This is a genomic window from Nostoc sp. MG11 (assembly GCF_014904695.1).
Lineage (GTDB): Bacteria > Cyanobacteriota > Cyanobacteriia > Cyanobacteriales > Nostocaceae > Komarekiella.
The window spans coordinates 1-20,508 of record NZ_JACXXN010000057.1 but is presented as its reverse complement, the minus strand read 5'-3'; the positions used below and the strand labels follow the sequence as shown (position 1 = coordinate 20,508).

Here is a 20,508-nt window from a genome sequence, read left to right as displayed (position 1 = left end):
TCTCATCTCGACTTTAACAATTCAGGTAACGTAACATAGTACCTTCCAGCATTCCAATACTGCTTATAGCAATTTCATCATCTCCATTGCTGCAACGGGGTTATTGACGAAGCCAATTAATGCAAAGACTAAAGTTTGTGTAGTAACAACTAATGTGCAAGTAAAACTGAGTTTTTGCACGCTGGTTGAACTAATGCACCAAAAAGTTTTCTAAATTTTTGCAGTGAAATCATCTTGGCGCAAATCGTTGAAAAACATTAATGCTCATCAACATCGAAAAACACTAGGAACACTTTGGCAAGTGCCAGATGAGCTTTGGTATAAGCTTAAACTGATTCTAGATGAATATGGATCCACCTAAGCACCTTGGACGTAAACGTATTGATTCCCGTGCCGCGTTAAATACAATCATTTTCCGATTGCGGAGTGGTTGTCAATGGAATCAACTTCCCAATAACTTTCCTGATGATAGTTCTGTTCATCGTACCTTTCAACGATGGGAACGTCTTGGTATTTTGGATCGTATTTGGGCGGCATTAGTCGAGGAATGTGAAGAACTTGATGATGTTGATTGGCAATGGCAAAGTGCAGATGCAGCAATGGCGAAGGCTAGATTTGGCGGTGATGAAATTGGTTCCAATCCAACTGACTGAGCAAAACCGGGTACAAAAAGAAGCTTGTTAGTAGAAGCGAATGGGGGTCCACTCGCAGTTGTGATTGCTGGAGCAAATGTACACGATACCAAGCTACTCGAAAAGACCTTGTCAGCCGTTATTGTCGAGCGCCCAGATCCAAAAGAACTGAAACAACATCTTTGTTTAGATAAAGGTTATAACAATCCTACAGGTCGAGAAGCGGTTGAGAAGCATCAATACACATCACACATTCGCAAAATTGGTGAAGAAAAGTGGGGTGAGAATCGACAGAAGATTCATCCTGCTAGGCGGTGGGTCGTGGAACGAACGCTTGGCTGGCTATCCAAATGTCGAGCGATTTTAGTGCGTTACGATAAGAAAGCCTGCAACTACCTCGGACTGATCAAGCTGGCTTGTGCATTGCTTTGGTATCGTCGTTGCTGGCGCTTATCCAATACAAATTAATTTTCTCATTCAACGCTCCTCAAATTTGTCTTTCCGTTTTGAGATAGTTTCCTACGCCGACGCAGAGAATCTGGGCGTCGTCAGGAAGTTCAGACAGCACCATGCAGATCGATAAATCAAGTCCGTGGCGCATCGGAGCCAGTTTAGCGAATTGCTGGTCATGGTTAGAAGCGCGTTCTTGGTCAAAAACAGCAGAGGAGCTTTACCTCCGTCTTTGCGATCAATCGCGGCTTGCGTGATGGTGTCGATCGCAATGGTTTGCATGATTGAATTCCTTGTTCCAGTTAATGTGAATAGCAGATTGGTCACAAGAAGCGCGAACTGCTGGGATTTCTCAAGCAATCCTGTCTCCATTGAGAACCTTCGGCGTAGCCTCTCCGGTAATACAGAAAAATGCTGAACAACCCGTGTTGCAAAGGAGAGAGATGCTTCAAGGAACCATTTTTCCAGCCGATGCAGTAGAGATTGTATAAGCATCCCATTCGTTGAACATCCATGACACAACTCCAATTGCTGATTTCCAGACATGTGTTGTCATTGAGCGATCGCAGAATTACTGCTTGATCGGATTTCGGATGCGATCGGTGCGCCGTGCCCCCAATACAACCCGTAAACCCTTGTGAGCGAGTAATCTAGCGGTGGCTTCACCAATGCCGCTACTGGCTCCTGTGATAGCGATGACTTTGTTTTCAACGTTTAACATGTTGGCTTTTCTCCTTTTTACTTTGGGTATTTGTCATCTGGCTCAGACGACACGCCCTAGAATTTGCCATTGGAGTTCTTCCATGTATTGCGAGGGGGTATTGTTTCAAAAATCTCCCAATGTTCGGCGATTTTATCGTTTGCAAGACGATACAGATCGTAAAAAGCAGCAGGTTTGTTTTTGAAAATGCCCTCACTAACGGCCAGCACCATATTGCCTTCGCCCAGCAGCAGATGCATACGCTGGTAAGCCGTTTCGCCATCAGCTTGCCAAGCCTTCATCATCGCCTCGAAGGACTGTACACCGTCGCCATAATATGGACTGTGTTGAACTAATGCACCATCCGCGAAATAGTTGGAGAGTGAGGAAAGTTCTCCGTCAACAAGAATCTTCTTGGTAAATTCGTAGACTAGAGCTTTGTTGCTTTGAGTGCGCTCCAAATCGACAACCTCGGTTGCACCATCAGTCATTGAGCGTCCGCTCACGTTCTTTTGAATAGGAGTAGGGCAAAGATTATCCCAGTGCTCTACAATGCGGTCATCTTCCCAACGATGAATTTCAAAGCCGACCATTGAACCCCAATCACCGAGAATATAATCGGCATGAAGTACGCTGTAATCACCATCCTCGATCGCACGGCAAACGGTCACCTGAGTACAATCGGCGGGCAGATTGTCCATAAACTGAAGAATCGGGCCAAGTCCATCTTCCAAACCGACGTTGTGCTGAATATACTTTCGTGAATCGAAGTATGAGATCGGAAACTTTTCTCGTGTTTCGAGGCTTTTCTGAATCATGGTACTACGAGCTTTTTTTGAGAGTTCCATTATCTGTGTTTACCCTGTTTTGTCACTCTGGCAGTAGTATAATAAAGAGTTCCAATGCTCAACTTCTTTGGTGATTTTTACAAAGATTTATCAGATTCTTATGGTGAAGGGCGAGCCTGCTTTGGTGTCATGCCAGTGAATCGCTTAAACTGTTGCGTCAAATGACTTTGGCTGGAGAAACCCACTTGTAAGGCAATATTCGCGATCGCTAAATCTGTTTTCAACAGCATCATTTTCGCCCGTTTCACTCGCTGTCGAATCACGTACTGATGCGGAGAAATCCCGGTAGCACTTTTGAACAAACTAGCAAAATAAGTCGGGCTAATATGGATGACAGCAGCAATTTGTTCCAGTGACAGCTCTCGGTCAAGGTGAGTGTGAATATAGTCAATGGCTTGCTGCAATTGAACGCTAGTTAAGCCTCTATTCTGAAATGCAACGGTTGACATGGTTAAAAACTCGGCAATGTTAGGTAAATGTGGGTAACAAACCAAGCAAAAGTTAGCCATCGTTAGATAGCTTGTTCACCCTTAAGACAATTCGGCAAGCAGTAAAAATCGAGGAGTAGGAGACTTAATGACTTGCAGCAACAATGGCTGCCATCAACTGCGCCTTGTTCCAGCGCCCGGTATAGCGAATTCCATTGATAAACAGGGCTGGAGCAACGGTTACTCCACTGCGTAATCCACTCTCTATATCTTCATCGATGCGATCGACATGCGTTTGTTTAGACAGATGTTGCAAAAATTGGGAAATATCCAGTCCGAGATGATCGGCATACTCGACAAGATAGCCGTTTCCCAACGCTAATTGATGGTCGAACAAAGTATCGTGCATTTGCCAAAACTGACCTTGGGCGGCGGCGGCTTGTGCTGCTTGAGCCGCACGTTGAGCCTGAGCATGAATCTGTACCTGTGGAAAATGACGGAAGACGAAACATAAATAGTCCTCTCCAAAAAAAACATGAAGCTCTCGCTGGATGGCTTTAATCAACCTGTAAACGTCTGCACTCTTAGAACATTGATAGTCCCCATACATCACCAGCACCACGGCAGCACCTAGCACACCTTGAATATGATCTTGGGTTGAAGCTGGCACAAGTAAGAAACTGTGACTACGGTCGTCGCTCATCTTTCTACATTTGTACAAGCAAACTGGAACCTTGCAATTAAGTTGCTCAGTCAATTTACTCCATCACGATTTACATAAATTCAATATATGCAATTGACTTTAAGTTGTCGTCTACAATCAGTTAAATTTTTTACAGTATAAATCGATGGAGCAACCGTTCTATCCTGAAATAGAAAGTTGGCTCTAACTCAAGTTAGAATCCGAATTCCATCGAAAGTACACCCTATAAACTGACAATGCCGCGTTTAACGGCAACAATCACAGCTTGGGTGCGATCGCTCACATCTAACTTATTCAAAATCCGATTCACATGAGATTTAACAGTGCCTTCACCGATACTCAAAGCAGCCGCAATATCGGCATTACTCATCCCCTGCGCCATTGAACGGAGTACCGCCAGTTCTCTTTCACTCAGTTCTGGATTGCTAAGGCGCTGTACCAATTTTGCTCCCACATTAGGCGGAATATACTGCTGACCCCGATGAACGGTACGAATGGCATTCAGCAGCTCGTCAGGTTCAGTTTCTTTCAACAGGTATCCTTTTGCACCTGCCTGTAATCCCCGATAAATATCTTCGTCACTATCATACGTTGTCAGGACAATAATCCGAGCAGATTTAGCGGTAGCACGAATTGCACCGATGGCTGCAACTCCTTCAACTTCAGGCATTCGCAGATCCATCAGCGTTACATCCGGTTGGTGTTCCCGAAAGGCGGCGATCGCTTGTTCCCCATTTTCGGCTTGTGCAATCACCTGCATCTCTGGGTCACGGTTAATAATCGTGGCTAATCCTTGCCGAAAAATGGCATGATCGTCTGCAATCAGAACCCGAATTGGGGTAGTGGGGTGTGGGGTGTGGGGTGTGGGGTGTGAAGAAGTCATTGGGGTGTGGGGTTTAGAGAAGTCAATTGATATCTATCCCCCTTTGAAGGCTTTGGCGAAGGCGATTGAGTAAGCGTCCTGCACTGTCACACAGGCTCATTAATTCAGTAATATCATCAATGGACTTGAGACTATTGGCAAGGAGAAGCAAGGTTTCCAGTTCTTTGAGACTTCCATTAGCAATACCGAGGAACTGAAGATACTCTTTACGATGATTCCGTCCATACCCCTCAGCAATATTGGCAGGCACAGAAACACAGGCTCTACGAATCTGCGAAGTTAACCCATAAATTTCATGCTTCGGCATTACTTCTGTCATTTGATATACTTCCCTTGCTAATCGCATCGATACCTTCCAAACCTCCAAATCGCGGTAACTCTCCAGTCTATCCATAACTCACAGTCCCCACACTCCACACCCCACACCCCACACCCTACACCCCAATTATCACCACAATCTCTGTTCCTTGCCCAGGTTGACTCCCAATCGTCAGTTGTGCGCCGATGCGCTCTGCCCGTTCGCTCATGCCTAATAAGCCAAAACCATCAGAGGATGGAATACTCCCAACTCCAAAGCCCTGCCCATTGTCTTGCACGCGCAAGCAAAACCGATCGCGATCGTAGACTAGCTCCACTCGAATTTCGTCAGCATTGGCGTGTCTGATGGCATTGGTTAATGCTTCCTGCCCAATCCGCAGTAGGTTACTCTCTACTTCAATCGGTAGAGAATACACTGCACCCTCGATCTCATAATATAAAGTTGTATCAGTTGCGGCAGCTCTGGTTTGAGTCACGAGACGATGTAGAGCGCTCTGTAAATTGCCCTCTTCCAAAAGCTGAGGACGGAGTGCTATCACCGATCGCCGCGCTTCACTTAGTCCGGTTCGTGCCAATTCTTTGATCAGGTCTAGATGTGCCTGAGTTGCTTCTAAATCATCCGTTAGCACCTGGTTTGCAGCTCCTACCTGAGCCAGAATGCCTGTAAATGCTTGGGCGAGGGAATCGTGAATTTCGCGTGCCATGCGGTTGCGTTCTTCTAAAATTGAAGTGGCTTCTGCTTGCTTAAGAGCCGTAATATCTCGCGACAGCCAAATCACTTGCTCGTGGCGGATCGGAGCAATGCGAGTCGAAAACCAGGTTTCTCGTCCATTTAGAAACATACTGTACTCGACTGTGAGGATTTGTTGGGTTCTCAGCGCCTGCTGAATATAACCTAGCCATTCATCGGCTTGTTCCTTACCGAGTTGATGCAGGGTTTTGCCAATCATCTCTTCGACGGGTTGACATTGCAGATGCGGTTCCACTGCGATCGCTTCGAGGATTCGCCCTTCAGCAGTCAGTACAGATAATGGATCGGGAATTGCTGCAATTAAAGTCCGTAGCTCTGTCTCTGAGGCTTGTAGGGCTTATTCTGCTGATTTATGATCGCTAATATCTGCAATCACTCCTTCCATGCATCCATCGGCTGTATTCAGACGAGAGGAGTAAAGTCCCCAAAACAATGTGCCATCTTGTTTTCGCAGTTGTACTTCAAAGTTTCGCAGTTCATCATTCCACTTCAGCAATTCAACGGCTTTTTGGCGATCGCTGGAATTTACATAACAGTCTGTAGTCTGTTTCTTCCCAATCATCTCATCGGGTGAATCATAGCCAAATAGATCCGCAAGGCGTTGATTGGCATCGAGAATCAATCCATCCGAGAGACGTGTACGAAAAATGCCGACCTGAGAGTTTTCAAAAATATTGCGGAACTTAGCTTCACTGCGCTGTAGAGCTGCCTCGGCTTGTTTGCGCTCGGTGATATCGTTGCCAACGGATAAAATTTCTACTACCTGTCCCTGCTCATCCAAAATTGCCTGATTTTAGCAGGCAACCCAAACCCGTCTGCCGTCTCGACACAGGTTTTCATTCTCGGTTTGCAAATAAGATTGCAGGTAAAATTCAGGGTCGTGAAACAGGTTGTGGACGAATTGTTTGAGATCGCTCCCACAGCTATCGATTTCTGGAACGATCGTTTCGAGTAAGGTACGCCCTAAAATTTCATGTTCCTCATAGCCAAAAAATCTTAGCCCGTAATCATTCAAGTATTGAATCCGTCCTTGCATATCAGAGCGGATGATGATTGAATTGGCGGTTTGTATCAAATCGCGATAATTTGCTTCACTTTTCCGTAACGCTGCCGTTTGTTGGGCGACCTGTTGCTCTAAAGTCCGGTTGTAATCGGCTAAGAGTTTCTCGGCTTGTTTGCGCTCAGTAATGCCTTGAAAAGCGACGATCGCATAAATGATATTGCCTTGTTCGTCATAGACTGGCGTTCCCCATGCCTCAACTGGAATTGTGGCGTTGTTTTGGCGAATTTCGATATCGTCATTCCAGGTGCGTTCGCCCCTAAACGCCCGGACTGCTGGCAGTCTCTCTGTCGGATAGATTTGGTCGGTTCCCGCTACATAGAACTGATAAGCCTCTGCAATTTGCTCTGGCGCTAGGGAAGGATCGGTTTGTTTACCGATAAGCTGATTGCCCCGTTGATTGGTATAGTAAGGGCAACCCGCCGCATCTACGATCGAAATTCCCACCGAAACCGCTTCGAGAAATTGAGTGATCTTGCTTTCTTTAGCACGCAGCTTGGAGTAGAGTTTAGCATTTTCGATTGCGATCGCTGCCTGGGTCGATAATAGACTCAAAACCTGTGATCGCTCTGGTGTAAATGCTTCAACTGCTAGTTGATTTTCGAGATACAGTACACCAACTAGCTTCGCTTGATTAAGCAGTGGCAAACAGCAAATCGATTTGGTTTGGTGCTGTTGAATGTAGGGGTCATGGCTGAAATTCCCTTCACGAGTTGCATCATTTAAGATAACAGGCTCCTGAGTCCGAATCACATACTGAATAATTGATTCAGGCAACTGATTTGCAGTGGGAATCGATTGCAGCACTTGTGTCACATAAATATTTTCACTATCATTCAGTTCGCAAGACGCTTCAATTAACCATTCCCCCCCACAGTTTTCCAGAATTAGATATCCGGTTTGTGCGCCAGCATTCTCGATTAAGATCTGCATCAAGAAACTTAGCAATGGTTCCAGTTCAATCTCACGAGAAATTGCTTGGGATGCTTTCATTACCGTCGCCAAATCGAAAGCGATCGCTCAGCGATCATCAGAATTTCCAGCAGTAGTGTATGAGTTGAGGTGGAAGCTGCCCTAGACGACTGAGCAAAAAATTGCGGATAGCGAGTTTCTAAATCTTTGACCTTTGCCGTTGCGCCCCAGCGACCATAGCAGTAGTGGGCTTCTTTCATGTAGGTTTGAGCAATTTTTGACCGACCTCGCGCCAAATAATGTTTAGCCGCTAATTCATAAGCTAATGCTTCTTCCTGGATAAACTCATTCTCAGCAGCACCCGCGATCGCTTGTTCATAAAACTCCTCAGCCTCAAGAAATTGCCCTAAGACTCGCGCCTTCTCTGCTTCAACTAGATGATATTTATGTAGATAATTCATTGGGGCGTGTTCTGCCCATTTTTGCATCTTTTCTTGGTTGGCGCTAACACAACTGAGCCAAGTTTCTTTTTCAAAACTTGAGGCTTCAACCACCAATAGGCTCAAAAGCACTAGAGAATCGTAGAAATGGAATATAGGAACAGCCATCGCTGCTATTACCTCTTCTAAATACTGCCTGGCTAAAACAGCAGTTTGTGCAGCTTGCTGATACTCCCCAAATAGATAACACAGCATGACTTTGTTTAAATAAAAGCAGTGAATTCCAGTTCCGTCTTTAACTGCAATAGCGTGCGATAGCGCTTGCTCTTCATCATATACACTACCAATTAAACGGCTTGGGTTCTCAGACCTGCCTAACAGATTATGAATTGTTTGCCACAACACTGCAATCCAATTCGAGGGGCTTTCCCGTCTGATTTGTTTTCTGATTTGTTTGATGGCTTTGCTGTAGGTTGCCGTTTTTTGTTTTAGTTCCGTTAGTTCCTCACCAACAAAAAACGAGCGATAACATGCATGATATGCAGCATAGCCAGCGAATTCAAAGTCTCCGGTTTCCACTCCATTTTGATAAGCATCAACCAGAAATGGTATTATTTTCCTAAGATGTACCTTCCAGTGCATGACGTGGGCACTCGATACCAATAAGCTTTAGTATTACACCAATAATGCTTTAGTATTACCTTTTTTGGTATTCAATCGTCCTGCCAAGCTTAGAGCAAATTTGCCAAATCTATAACCGAGTTCAATGTCTTGAACAACTCCACATAAAATAGATCCGTAGGCAGCATAACTCAGTGGTGACTAGGTAGCATTGCCGTAGTTGATTGATAAATTTACCATTTTGCACACAATCAGCATCATCAGTGCTGATGACACCGTAAATGCAGCACCCATCATATTCGCCAGGATATAAATTGCTGAGCGCGGTTCTGGTGTGGTCATCTTTGGTAGATGAATTAAGTCTTCGATTTCTCGTCCAGCGAGTAGTGCAGATGTTTCTTGTGTGACTCATCAATTAAGGCATAAGCAGCTTGCTGTACGTGATCGTGCAAAAACTTATACTCTTGAACTAATAAATTTTCGTCCAATTCAGACAAGGGTTGAATTAATCCAGCTTGTATTGCTGCTAGTAAATCTTGGAAAATCGCTTTGGGCGATCGCTCATAAACGATCGCTAAAGTCTCCAAATCAAATTCAGCTCCAACACAAGCGGCTAGGCGGAGAATTTGCTGTGTGTCTTCTGGCAATTGCTTCAACTGGAGCAGCAGCAACTTCACCACATTATCAGTGATATCTTGCGCTTCAATCTGGGCTATGTCCCACTGCCAGCATAAATGTTTCGCATCAAAGGTTAATAGATTTTCGCTAGACAGCAGTTTCAAAAATTTACTAACAAAGAAAGGGTTGCCCTCGGTGTTACGTAACACGACTCGGGCCAGGGAACGAACAGTGTCAATATTGTGGTGTAGCGTCTCGGCAATCAATTGACTCAACGGTTCTAGCGTTAAGGGTGTTAAGGTAATCTCCTGAAGCACTGCTCCCTGTTTTCGCAATCGCGCCAGCGTTAATGCCAATGGATGCGTTGGATGCACTTCGTTATCTCGATAGGCTCCAATCAAAAATAGATATTGGGTTTGCTCGTCGAGTAATATTAGCTCGATTAACTTTAGCGTCGCTGAGTCGATCCACTGCAAATCATCTAAGAAGATTACCAGGGGATGTTCTTTTGAACAAAACACCCGCACAAACTTTTGAAACGTTAGATTGAAGCGATTCTGTGCTTGGGTTGCTCCAACTTGGGGTACAGGCGGCTGCTTACCAATAATTAACTCAACTTCTCTTATCGCATCAATGATGATTTGTCCGTTGCTTCCCAATGCCGTAAGTAATCGCGATCGCCACTGTTGCAACTGCTCGTCTGGCTCACTTAGTAGTTGCTGTACCAATTTTTGCAGGGCATGGGCGATCGCACTGTAGGGAATATTGCGCCCGAATTGGTCAAACTTACCCCAGATAAAATAGCCGTGCTTTGCCGTGATGGGTTTATAGAGTTCCTGCACCAATGCTGATTTGCCTACTCCCGCGTAACCAGAGACTAGCATCATTTCGACGTTGAATTGAGCATTTTCTTGATTCCCTCTTTCGGCTACTCTGTCAAACGCCGCTTATAATGTTCCAATCTGGGCTTTTCGTCCGTACAGTTTTTGGGGAATGTGAAACTGCTGGGAAATATCTTGAAGACCTAATTGGATGCGATCAATTTGACCGCTTTGGGCAAATTGGCGATCGCAGATTTCTAAATCTGCCTTAATTCCCCAGGCACTCTGATAGCGATCTTCCGCATTTTTCGCCATTAGTTTCACGATCATGTCTGAAACTGCTTTGGGAATCGCTGCATTCAATTCGTAAGGCAAAACAGGCGATTTGGCAATATGGCAATGAACTAACTCCAGTATGTCTGTTGTCGGGAACGGTAGCTGTCCAGTGAGCAGTTGGTAGAACGTTACACCGAGCGAGTAAAAATCGGTGCGGTAATCGAGCCAGCGATTCATCCGCCCCGTCTGCTCAGGAGAAATGTAGGCAAGTGTACCTTCTAATACATGAGGACTTTTGAAGGTTGGATTTGTGCGGTTAAACTGGGTGGCAATGCCAAAATCAATAATTTTAACCACACCCGTATCTAGATTGAAGACGATATTGCCAGGGTTGATATCTTTGTGGATGATATTAACGTTATGAATTCTGCCCAGAATCTCTGTAATGTCAATGGCTAATTTGAAGAAATTGGATAAGGGCATGGTCGTCATGAGATCCGCAATTACGTAATGTTATCTCAAATAGAATCTCGGCTTAATTTAGATTCAGTTTGGTCAAATTTTAATAGTATTGGAATGGTAGAATCTGTCCGTTCATTAGATGGTGAAACAACAGTTGAAGTTCGTTATTTTATCAGTAGCCTTGAGTCAAATGCTAAACATTTTGGTAATTATATTCGCAGTCATTGGGGAATTGAGAGTTCATTACATTGGATCTTGGATGTAGCTTTAAGAGAAGATGATTGTCGGATTAGGAAAGATAATGCCCCCCAGAATTTCACACTATTACGGCAAATTGTAGTCAATCTTCTAACTCAAGAGAAGCGTGTTAAACGTGGAATAAAAAATAAACAGTTTCTTGCTGGGTTGGATAACAATTATTTAGAAAGAGTTTTAGCGTTAGCATAAACTGATATATCAGGATTTGAATTGATCCTTTAGGTAAAAGTTTACTTCTTCTCTAAATAAGCATAGTTATATACACTTGCTTTGTGAGCTTTTTTAGTATCAATAAATAGTGGTTTTACTTGAGATAAGCTAATTCATACTTTTAACAAATACTTTATTCATTTTATTTATATTTCTATTGTTTTCTACAACTATCTATATCATTTATCTATATCATTTTGAAATTTTTATTAGTTTTTATTAGCAAATAAGATGCGTTTCCCTTACGATCGCTCTTTAGTGGAGCAACATCCAAAGGTAATTGAACTGTAAAAGTGCTACCTTTGCCCAATTCGCTTTCAACCTCAAGTTATTCCCCAACCACTTCATTGTCAAGAAACGCTTGGTACTGGTCTGGAGTATCCAAATCGATCGCGCCTTTGGGAAAAGCAAGGGTGTAAGTTTCGTTCAGATGTTGTTGAATAATTTGTCTTGCTCCGGTATCTGAATTGAGCTTCAAAAGGTCAGAAAAATAGCGATCGCTGAATAACGCTGGAACGCCAACTGTTTCTAAATAGGTCGTTGCTACAATCTGATAGTCTGTGGACTGGTAGGCTACTACTAGCTGATTGATCAGGGCTGTTGAAACAAAGGGTTGGTCACACACTAGAATTAGCACTGCGTTCAAAGCAGGTTTCTGTTCTAATAACGCGGCTAGACCTGCACTGATCGAGGTTCCCATACCTGATTGCCAATGCTGATTCTCAACAACTTGCAGCGGCAAATCTTCAATTTCAGCGCGAGTTTGATGGACAGATGCGCCTAATACTACAACCACCGGATTGCACAGTGACGCAATGCTAATTGCTGCGAGATGGCGCAACAAGCTACGTCCTTGAATGGGCAGTAGCTGCTTGGGCGTTCCCATTCTCCTCGAAGCTCCAGCCGCGAGGAGAAGTAAGCCGATCTGGGTAGGTTCCATGAATCGATGCGTTACGATATTTTAGAGAGGTGCCTGAGCGATCGCTCAAGACGGCTTGAATTTCTGCCACGATCGAAAGCGCGATCGCGGCTGGTGTTTCAGCACCAATATCTAGTCCAACTGGTGCATAGAGTTTTGCGAGTTGGACATCAGTGTAAGATGCATCTTGCTGCAATTCCTGGAGCAACCGTTTTGTGCGCTGTTTCGATCCGAGTAAGCCAATATAGCGAAGAGAAGCAGGAAGTAATACTCTAAGAGCTTCTAGATCGTCGTAGTAATTATGAGTCACAATCACGGCGACTGTTCCAGGCTGGATAGCGAGACAATCGAGCCTTTCTCGTCGAGTGAGAATTACTTGATCGCTAGTCGCAAATCGCTCGTGACTAAGCGGATTGGCGCGACAGTCTACAACCGTTACATGCCAACCTAAAGCTTTGGCAAACTCAGCGATCGGAACGGCATCTTGACCCGCTCCAAAAATCATCAGGGGAATCGGCGGCTGAATGTATTCGAGCAAGACTTTAACGGGTTGGGTTGCAAGCTCGTATTGCTTCACGACAGATTGCTGATCCTGTAAAACGGCTTGAGCATCAGGAATCATTGCCTTGATTAACGCTGGCTCCGTTTCGCCCAGTATGCGAATTGAATGCGAGGTTAGCGTGAGATAAGCGCCTAACTGAGTAGCAGTGTCTTCAGCTTGAATGATGCTGACTAGAACACCAGGACTGCGATCGCACCAACACTGAGCGATAAATGTGAGCGGATCGTTCGGTGGATTCAACCGCTCAACCAAGACTTGCACCGTGCCGGTGCAGCCGAGTCCAAAGCCCCACAAAATATCTTCAGTCGCCGTGTGGTCATAAGTCACGATCTTGGCTTGATTATCTGGCATTCGTTGTTGAGTGTGTTCAAATAAATCGCGTTCGAGACAGCCCCCGCTGACTAAACCGACGGTTTGCCCATCCTCAGTGATCAACAGTCGCGCACCGGGACGACGATAGGTTGAGCCTTGAGTGCCGACCACGGTTGCGAGAAAAGCGGATTGGCCCTGATGCTGGCTTTGCTCAAAGGCATTGAGAATCGATTGAATTTCACTATCCATTTTAAATTAGTTTATCCAATGTGATTGGCAGATCGCGAACCCGCTTTCCAGTGGCGTGATAGACTGCATTGGCGATCGCCGCCGCTACGCCTGTAATCCCAATTTCACCAATGCCTTTAGCTCCAATTGCATTAATGTGGGGGTCATTTTCTGGCACAAAATACGCTTCAATTGCTGGAATATCGGCATTAACGGGTACGTGGTACTCGCCTAAATTGGGATTGACAATACGCCCATAACGGCTGTCGGTGATAGTTTCTTCTAATAGTGCCATGCCAATACCCATCGTAATTCCACCGATTAATTGGGAAGTTGCGGTTTTGCTATTCATGATTTTTCCCCCACCGAAAGCCCCAACAAAGCGAGTTACAAGAACTTGACCCAAGTCGGGATCGACACGTACCTCGGCAAATTGCGCGCCAAACGAGTGCATGGAGTATTTTTTATTTGCCTCGTCAAATTTGGCATCAAAGCTGGCTTCTACCATCTTCAAATTATTGCGTTGGAGAATCGATGCGTAGGTTTCGCTTTTAGTGCGATCGCTCTTTAAAAATATTTCGCCATTTTCCATCGCAATTTCTGTTTCGGGGATGTTGTAAAGCGGCGATTTTTTATTTGCACGGGCGATCGCTAATACTTTGGTGCGGGCTGCTTTTGTTGCTCCTGCCACTGCCGTACCGACCGAAGATATTGTCGCCGCAGCGGCGGAAACTGGCGCGCGCGGCATTTCTGTGTCGCCAAGCTCAAATCGCACCCGTTCAACAGGGATTCCCAATACATCAGCGATTATTGGCGGTAATGCTGTCGCCGTACCCGTACCCATTTCGTGCGTACCGCTTTGGACAACGACGCTACCATCAACCATAATTTTGACTACAGCACTGGCGGGAAAGTGACGTACGGGGTATGTAGCGTTAGCCATCCCCATCCCCACGAGATACCGACCGTCGCGCATCGAACGCGGTTCGGGGTTTCGCCGCGACCAGCTAAACTTTTCAGCCCCAAGTTGGTAACATTCCTTGAGCGACTTACTCGACCAGGGCAACTTGGTATCGGGGTCGATGTCTGCGTGGTTACGCAAGCGCAACTCAATCGGGTCTAGTTTTAACTTATAAGCAAGTTCGTCAAGGGCAGATTCAAGGGCGAATGTTCCCGATGCTTCGCCGGGGGCACGCGTGAAAGTTGGCTGCCCCTTATTTAACCGCACGACTCGTTGCGAAATTTGCACGTTTGAACAGGCATACATCATGTGAGTAGCCTTTGTGAACGGTTCGACAAATTCACCGATTGCTTCAGGGCAAGTATCGGAAATACCTTGATGGGCTAGAGCCGTCAATTTGCCATCGGAAGAAGCTGCTAGGATTACTTGTTGCTCTGTCTGCGCCCTATGCCCTGTACCTGTAAACATCTCCGGGCGTGTCAAAACTAACTTTACTGGACGACGCACGTAACGAGCAGCGAGAACAGCTAAGGGTACGTGCGACCACATTCTCCCTTTACAGCCAAAAGCACCGCCGATAAACTTGCAGACAACCCGGACGTTTTCTTCAGGGATGCCAAAAGCTGTCGCTAGAGTTTTGCGCGTTCCGAAGATGTACTGCGTGGAATCGTAAACGGTGAGGCGATTTCTTGACCAAATAGCAGTAGTCGCATGCGGCTCCATTGGGTTGTGGTGTTCGGTAGGTGTGGTGTAGGTTTCTTCAACCCGCATCGTCCCTTGAGCTAACCCTTGCTCAAAATTACCGCGTACCGTATCGGCAGGTCTTCCCGATACTCTGCCCTTCGGTACAACTGCTTGGTTTCGCAGGCGCTGCATATCTGTTAAAGGCGTTTGTTGGTTATAAGTAACCCGCACTAATTCGGCTGCGTGGGTAGCACGTTCAAAAGTATCGGCAACAACTACACCAATATATTGACCAACATGATAAATATTGTTATCGCTTAAAGGTATGCGGTTCTCTGCCACGTTCCCTCCGGCTGCAATATCTGGCATGGCATTAAGTTTAGGCGCATTCTCATGAGTGAGAATCGCCAGAACTCCAGGAGCTTTTTCGGCGGTGCTTAAATCCATGCTTTTAATTGAGCCACGGGCAATTTTACTATCAATTAAAACTGCATAGGCGAGGTTCTTTTGCGGATATTCCGCCGCGTATTGTGCCGTACCCGTGACTTTGAGGCGACCATCCACCCGATCCATCGGTTTACCTGTAACGGCATTAGTTGCTCTATCTGCTTGATTCATACTGCTGTCCCCTCTGTTGCTATAGTTAGCGATCGCACAATTGACCGTTTCGCTAGTTCCACCTTGAAAGCATTGTCTTTGTAAGCTTTTGCCCCTCTTAAAGTTGCCTCCGCCGCCGCCTGAAACGTCTGCTCATTCGGCTTCGCTCCGACCAGAAGCTTCTCTGCTTCTATTGATCGCCAAGGTTTATGTGCGACACCTCCCAACGCCATTCGCGCCGTGCGAATTGTGCCATTGTTAATCTCTAGGGCAGATGCTACCGAAACGATAGCAAACGCATAGGAGGTTCGATCTCTGACTTTGAGGTAATGCGATCGCTCAGCAAACGGTGAATTGGGTAAATCCACTGCCGTAATCAACTCGCCCGGTTGCAGTGCCGTCTCGATTTGGGGTGTATCTCCCGGTAAGCGATGAAACTCCGAAAAGGGAATCGTGCGTTCGCCATTTGCTCCAGATACTCGTACAACCGCATCAAGGGCTGCGAGTGCTACGCACATATCGGACGGATGAGTTGCAATACAGTTGTCGCTGGTTCCTAAAATGGCATGGATGCGGTTGTAGCCTTCGATTGCAGCACACCCAGAACCCGGTTGACGCTTATTGCACGGCATCGTGGTATTGGTGAAGTAATAGCAGCGGGTTCTTTGTAGCAAATTGCCGCCGACTGATGCCATGTTTCGCAGTTGTGGCGAGGCTCCCGCAAGTAGAGCTTGCGATAGGAGCGGATAGCGCGTGCGGATCAACGGATGGTTGGCGGTATCGCTGTTTTTAGCCAATGCCCCAATTCGCACACCGTTTGTGATCCGTTCAATTTGCGACAGCTTTATTCGAGTGATATCAACGAGACGATCAGGCTGTTCAATTCCTTCCTGCATCAAATCGAGGAGGTTTGTACCACCCGCGATAAATTTCGTTTGGTCGCGGGTGGCGGCTTGGATCGCAGTACTGGGTTCGTTGACCCGGAGGTAGGCAAATGGCTTCATTGAGGTTGAGGGAGTTGGGAATGAGAATTTTTGATTTAAGCTGCTTGTCATCGAGATTGATGAATGCGATCGCTTATGAGTTCGCTTGACTTGCTTCCTTGACCGCCGCAACAATGCCAGGATAGGCACCGCACCGACAGATGTTGCCACTCATGCGTTCTTGGACTTCTGCATCCGTCAATTCAACCTGTCCCTGTTTTCTAACATCTGCTGCGACTGCACTTGATGCACCAGCTTTTGCTTCAGCGATCGCACCGACTGCCGAGCAAATTTGACCCGGTGTACAGTACCCGCACTGAAATCCATCATGCTTGATGAATGCTGCTTGAACGGGGTGGAGTTCATTTCCACGTGCCAATCCTTCGATCGTGGTAATTTCCGCATCGTCGTACATGACTGCTAGAGACAAACAGGAATTGATCCGCTGTCCGTTGACTAATACCGTGCAAGCGCCACATTGACCGCGACCACAGCCTTTTTTGGTGCCCGTTAAACCAATGCGATCGCGCAATGTGTCCAGCAACGTCACACGCGATTCGATCTGTAGTGGATAGTCTTTGCCATTTACTCGGAGCCTAATCTTACTCGTTTCCACGCCCTGTGTAGTCGGAGGAGAATCACGTCTAGTTTGGGCGATCGTTCTTTTCGTAATCCCGCCAAATACACCTGTGACTGCACTAATGATGACCAACTGACTGAATCGCCGCCGTCTGAATCTAAAGTTCACTCGTTAAGCTCCGATATTTATAAAATAGGACTTACGCATTGACAAAAAACATCATCTATTTTGAATAAATCTTTCGGTTCGGATCTCTCTCTTAATAAAAAGCGATTCACGCTATCATTTGAAACATCTCCCAATATCTCTGCTAACCTACTACACTCCCATGCTTTGGTTCTGATAACAGAAATAAGGTGTAGTGTTCCAGATTGCATTGTGCTGTTGAGGTTTTGCTGATTTCTCTAATTTCCGATACCTCTTTTTTGACAACTCTCATTTCTATCCAAATTATTTTACCATTCTGTCAATACGTAAGTCCTAGAAATATGCGATTAGAGACTTCAATTCTCTGAGCATTCACCCATCAGTTACCAACAAAAGAGAAATGCAGCGATCGCTAGTAAAGCGCTATCAGCCTTCCTACTGTGACTTAAGTTTATTAAGAAAGATGCGCTCACTTGGTGGGCAACACTAGCACTTCGTGGATCGCTGTAGCTGCATTTCCACCTGTTTTGGTTCCACCACCAAACACAAAAATTCGGTTGCCAACGGCTGATGCTCCCAATCCATGTCGTGGAGTTGGTAAGGGCGGCAATGCTTCCCAAACGTTGGTTTTCGGGTCGTACACCCAACTTTCGGCAAAAACTTTCTGCTCTGGAACCCACTGTTCGCCGCCAAAAACGTAAAGCTTGCCATTGAGCGAGGTCGCAGCTAGACCACCTTGAGCTTGAGGCATAGGCGATCGCGTCTCCCAACGATCAAGCTTTGGATCGTAGACCTCAAGATTTGGTACATTGACTTGGCGCGTAGTGCCATCAGCATTCTTGAGAAACTGACGACCACCAACTACGTAAATCTTTCCATCAATTACAGCCGATGCTGCACTGTTTCGCGCTGTTGGTGCATTGGCACGGATCGACCAGCGCTGGGTCGTCGGATCAAATACTTCGTTTCGCACACTGTCGATATGGTCATCAAATAGCCGAGCATCCTCAGTGGCTCGAACACGCCCGCCAATCAGGTAGATTTTACGATCAACCACGGCGGATATGGCCTCTGCGCGAGCTACTTGCAGGTCAGTACCCTTAGTCCAGGTATTAGAGGCAGGATTATATATAAACATCGTCGGCTGGGCGCGCCAGTCTGGAAACCCTCCTGTAAAACCGCCAACACCGTAGAGCAAACCCTTCACTGCCGACAGCGTGATGTGATGGCGTGCTTCAGGTATCGGTCTCAATACTGTCCATGCATCCTTGACCGGATCGTAAAACTCGAAATGAGCTGAGAACCCAGTGCTTGGGCTGAGTAAACCGCCGACCACGTAAATTTTTCCGTTCAGAACTTCTGGATAAAGCTCTTGCCGAGCGACCGTTGGCGGTGCAGCTTTAGTCCAATAGGGCATCTGGCTTTGCGCTTGACTGAGTACGGGCGAACATAGCGCACTAACCGAAAAGGTCAAAACAAACAGGGAAAGCAGATATCTAGGGGGCATAATATATACTCCATCTCAACCGATTGGACGTGGATTTCGCAAACGAACTAACCCGTTAAAATTCTTGCCAGGATACCAGGGCGTTTGGAGAAGGTTGTCAAAACCAGGAAGGCTTTCCATATGTTTCACCATCCGGGCACGCATTGAATTATCGGGTAGCGCTCCTCTTAATGCCCCCATATTCTCAGCAACGTGATCGGGGTTTGTAGTCGCGGGGATCGCGCAGGTTAGAGCCGGGTGAGAAATCACATACTTGAGAAAAAACTGCGCCCAGTTCTCGCAGCCAATCTCGCTGGCAAAATCGGGTAGTGGTTGCCCCTTCACCAATTCAAAAAGACGGGCTTTCTCAAAGGGCATGTTGGCTAAGACTGCTGTTCCTTGCGCCGCGGCCGCTGGAAGAATTCTGTCTTCGACTTCACGCTGACGAATTGAGTAGCGAAGTTGAACAAAGTCCAGATCGCCGTTCTCGATCCACTTCTCAAGCGCAGCAAAATACAACGGATCGTGATGGGTAACGCCTACGTAGCGAATTTTACCTGATTTTTTCCATGCCTTTAGCAGGGGCAAAATCGCATCTACATTCACCAAGCTATGAACCTGCATCACATCAATGCGATCGCGCGACAATCGCTTCAGTGATTGTTCCAACTGACGCTGCGCCTGACTGGAATCGCCCAGATACTCGCCAGTTGCCCAGGTTTTATTAGTAATAAACAAATCATTGGTCAAGCCGAGTGTTCTGGCAAATTCGCCCACGTTTACTTCCGACATACCGTAGAGCAGTGAGGTATCAACCAGTCGTCCGCCTGCATCCCAAAAGCGGCGCATCACTTGCCCAAGGCGATCGCGGGGCTGATTAGACAAAACATCAAAGGTCATAAATGTTCCCAGACCGATTGCAGGCAGTTTCTCCTTTGTACGCGGGATCTCTTTGGTGATGATCTGCAATGGTTGGTTTGGAGCAAGTTGCGACGGTTGGTTTTGGGTTTGATTCTGTGCCTGTGCCATCTTGGAAAAAGTGGGTGTTAAGGCAGCGGCAGCGGCACCAAATCCTAATAACCCAAGTGCAGACCGACGGGAAACAATTCTCCTAGTTACTGGACGAGAATAATTGTTATTGGGTATTTCATTACCTTCCGAATTGCCATTAGTCATTACCCTATTACCCTTTACTTTTGTATTCAGATGTGTTCATGCTATGAGTAATAATTTCTGCGTCGTCGTACATAATTGCTAGCGACAAACAGGAATTAATTTGCTGTCCGTATCCTGCTTTTGCTCGAATACCATTAGTATTAAGTCCTAGATCAGTAGTTTGCTTCACGTAGCAATTTGGCATAAGGTTCTAGGCGAGTTGCTAGAGCAGTTATCTTATTTTTGATGCAGATAATGGTGTCTGGAGGGTCATTTGGTGATGCTTTTAGGAAATCTGTTTTCACATCTACCCTATTTAACGCCACAAGCGAGGCGGCAAAAAAGTCAATGTATTCTTCCACAAGCGCAACAATTTCCTCAAAAATTGCGTGATGCTGGTAAAAATGTAAGGATTCAGGTCTAATATTTAGGAAGCAGAGATGGGCGAGACAGATAATTATTAGAATTAGCCAGCAGTGCTTGTGCAAAAAAGTCAATCACAG

The 20,508-nt window shown here is 46.0% G+C and carries 22 protein-coding genes and 4 pseudogenes; 3 read left to right on the top strand and 23 right to left on the bottom strand.

Annotated features, from left to right (window positions below; translation table 11 throughout):
- Positions 1–301: 301 nt before the first annotated feature.
- Positions 302–1,100: pseudogene (locus HCR01_RS32885) on the top strand (IS5 family transposase).
- Positions 1,101–1,201: 101 nt separating this feature from the next.
- Positions 1,202–1,339, top strand: a complete 138-nt coding sequence (locus tag HCR01_RS32880; protein WP_193200165.1) for a hypothetical protein — start codon at positions 1,202–1,204, stop codon at positions 1,337–1,339.
- A gap of 66 nt (positions 1,340–1,405) precedes the next feature.
- On the opposite strand, the gene HCR01_RS32875 is transcribed toward HCR01_RS32880, so the two are convergent.
- From HCR01_RS32875 to HCR01_RS40960, 14 genes and pseudogenes are all read right to left on the bottom strand, one after another.
- Positions 1,406–1,597 (bottom strand): hypothetical protein, encoded by a 192-nt coding sequence (locus HCR01_RS32875; RefSeq protein ID WP_193200164.1) that lies wholly within the window; start codon positions 1,595–1,597, stop codon positions 1,406–1,408.
- Between the two features lie 59 nt (positions 1,598–1,656).
- Positions 1,657–1,803, bottom strand: a pseudogene (locus HCR01_RS32870) (SDR family NAD(P)-dependent oxidoreductase); the annotation flags it as partial.
- 56 nt (positions 1,804–1,859) lie between these two features.
- Positions 1,860–2,630 (bottom strand): hypothetical protein, encoded by a 771-nt coding sequence (locus tag HCR01_RS32865; protein ID WP_193200163.1) that lies wholly within the window; start codon positions 2,628–2,630, stop codon positions 1,860–1,862.
- A gap of 98 nt (positions 2,631–2,728) precedes the next feature.
- The gene (locus HCR01_RS32860) at positions 2,729–3,079 is read right to left on the bottom strand and encodes an AraC family transcriptional regulator (RefSeq protein ID WP_226889832.1); all 351 of its coding nucleotides are present in this window, start codon (positions 3,077–3,079) and stop codon (positions 2,729–2,731) included.
- A 124-nt stretch (positions 3,080–3,203) separates the two neighbouring features.
- On the bottom strand, positions 3,204–3,761 hold the full coding sequence (locus HCR01_RS32855; RefSeq protein WP_193200161.1) for a DsbA family protein: 558 nt from the start codon (positions 3,759–3,761) through the stop codon (positions 3,204–3,206).
- Positions 3,762–3,984: 223 nt separating this feature from the next.
- The gene (locus HCR01_RS32850) at positions 3,985–4,644 is read right to left on the bottom strand and encodes a response regulator (protein WP_193200160.1); all 660 of its coding nucleotides are present in this window, start codon (positions 4,642–4,644) and stop codon (positions 3,985–3,987) included.
- Positions 4,645–4,666: 22 nt separating this feature from the next.
- Complete coding sequence (locus HCR01_RS32845) at positions 4,667–5,038, bottom strand: four helix bundle protein (RefSeq protein WP_193200159.1); 372 nt, start codon at positions 5,036–5,038, stop codon at positions 4,667–4,669.
- A 40-nt stretch (positions 5,039–5,078) separates the two neighbouring features.
- Positions 5,079–5,984 (bottom strand): histidine kinase, encoded by a 906-nt coding sequence (locus tag HCR01_RS40990; RefSeq protein WP_413774000.1) that lies wholly within the window; start codon positions 5,982–5,984, stop codon positions 5,079–5,081.
- 66 nt (positions 5,985–6,050) lie between these two features.
- A complete protein-coding gene (locus HCR01_RS40985; protein WP_413773998.1) occupies positions 6,051–6,494 on the bottom strand; it encodes a PAS domain-containing protein in 444 nt (147 codons plus the stop codon).
- Positions 6,495–6,506: 12 nt separating this feature from the next.
- Positions 6,507–7,766 carry a GAF domain-containing protein gene (locus tag HCR01_RS40980; RefSeq protein ID WP_413773997.1) on the bottom strand — a complete coding sequence of 420 codons (1,260 nt, stop codon included), beginning with the start codon at positions 7,764–7,766 and terminating at the stop codon, positions 6,507–6,509.
- A complete protein-coding gene (locus HCR01_RS40975; protein WP_413773996.1) occupies positions 7,766–8,767 on the bottom strand; it encodes a hypothetical protein in 1,002 nt (333 codons plus the stop codon). Before HCR01_RS40975 ends, HCR01_RS40980 begins: the two co-directional genes overlap by 1 nt.
- Before the next feature lie 180 nt (positions 8,768–8,947).
- On the bottom strand, positions 8,948–9,088 hold the full coding sequence (locus HCR01_RS40970; protein WP_413773995.1) for a hypothetical protein: 141 nt from the start codon (positions 9,086–9,088) through the stop codon (positions 8,948–8,950).
- A gap of 14 nt (positions 9,089–9,102) precedes the next feature.
- Positions 9,103–10,251, bottom strand: a complete 1,149-nt coding sequence (locus HCR01_RS40965; RefSeq protein WP_413773994.1) for an ATP-binding protein — start codon at positions 10,249–10,251, stop codon at positions 9,103–9,105.
- 60 nt (positions 10,252–10,311) lie between these two features.
- Positions 10,312–10,944: a serine/threonine protein kinase gene (locus tag HCR01_RS40960; RefSeq protein WP_413773993.1), complete on the bottom strand. Its 633-nt coding sequence runs from the start codon at positions 10,942–10,944 to the stop codon at positions 10,312–10,314.
- Here HCR01_RS40960 and HCR01_RS32830 point away from each other — a divergent pair.
- Positions 10,942–11,370: pseudogene (locus HCR01_RS32830) on the top strand (ISAs1 family transposase); the annotation flags it as partial. The gene HCR01_RS40960 and the pseudogene HCR01_RS32830 sit on opposite strands and share 3 nt — an antisense overlap.
- 349 nt (positions 11,371–11,719) lie before the next feature.
- Here HCR01_RS32830 and HCR01_RS32825 read toward each other — a convergent pair.
- The 9 genes and pseudogenes from HCR01_RS32825 to HCR01_RS32785 all read right to left on the bottom strand — a co-directional run bounded on the left by HCR01_RS32825 (position 11,720) and on the right by HCR01_RS32785 (position 20,367).
- A complete protein-coding gene (locus tag HCR01_RS32825; RefSeq protein ID WP_264299969.1) occupies positions 11,720–12,277 on the bottom strand; it encodes an NTP transferase domain-containing protein in 558 nt (185 codons plus the stop codon).
- Positions 12,237–13,433, bottom strand: coding sequence for an XdhC family protein (locus HCR01_RS32820; protein ID WP_193200157.1), 1,197 nt, complete (start codon positions 13,431–13,433; stop codon positions 12,237–12,239). The genes HCR01_RS32825 and HCR01_RS32820 overlap by 41 nt, the downstream gene beginning before the upstream one ends.
- 1 nt (position 13,434) lies before the next feature.
- Positions 13,435–15,675: a xanthine dehydrogenase family protein molybdopterin-binding subunit gene (locus HCR01_RS32815; RefSeq protein WP_193200156.1), complete on the bottom strand. Its 2,241-nt coding sequence runs from the start codon at positions 15,673–15,675 to the stop codon at positions 13,435–13,437.
- The gene (locus HCR01_RS32810; RefSeq protein WP_193200171.1) at positions 15,672–16,658 is read right to left on the bottom strand and encodes an FAD binding domain-containing protein; all 987 of its coding nucleotides are present in this window, start codon (positions 16,656–16,658) and stop codon (positions 15,672–15,674) included. The genes HCR01_RS32815 and HCR01_RS32810 overlap by 4 nt, the downstream gene beginning before the upstream one ends.
- Before the next feature lie 73 nt (positions 16,659–16,731).
- Positions 16,732–17,385, bottom strand: coding sequence for a 2Fe-2S iron-sulfur cluster-binding protein (locus HCR01_RS32805; RefSeq protein WP_193200155.1), 654 nt, complete (start codon positions 17,383–17,385; stop codon positions 16,732–16,734).
- A 56-nt stretch (positions 17,386–17,441) separates the two neighbouring features.
- A pseudogene (locus HCR01_RS32800) lies at positions 17,442–17,566 on the bottom strand (IS701 family transposase); the annotation flags it as partial.
- Positions 17,567–17,833: 267 nt separating this feature from the next.
- Positions 17,834–18,871, bottom strand: coding sequence for a Kelch repeat-containing protein (locus HCR01_RS32795; protein ID WP_193200154.1), 1,038 nt, complete (start codon positions 18,869–18,871; stop codon positions 17,834–17,836).
- Positions 18,872–18,886: 15 nt separating this feature from the next.
- On the bottom strand, positions 18,887–20,026 hold the full coding sequence (locus tag HCR01_RS32790) for an aldo/keto reductase (protein WP_193200153.1): 1,140 nt from the start codon (positions 20,024–20,026) through the stop codon (positions 18,887–18,889).
- 152 nt (positions 20,027–20,178) lie between these two features.
- Positions 20,179–20,367, bottom strand: a complete 189-nt coding sequence (locus HCR01_RS32785) for a hypothetical protein (protein ID WP_193200152.1) — start codon at positions 20,365–20,367, stop codon at positions 20,179–20,181.
- Positions 20,368–20,508 lie beyond the last annotated feature (141 nt).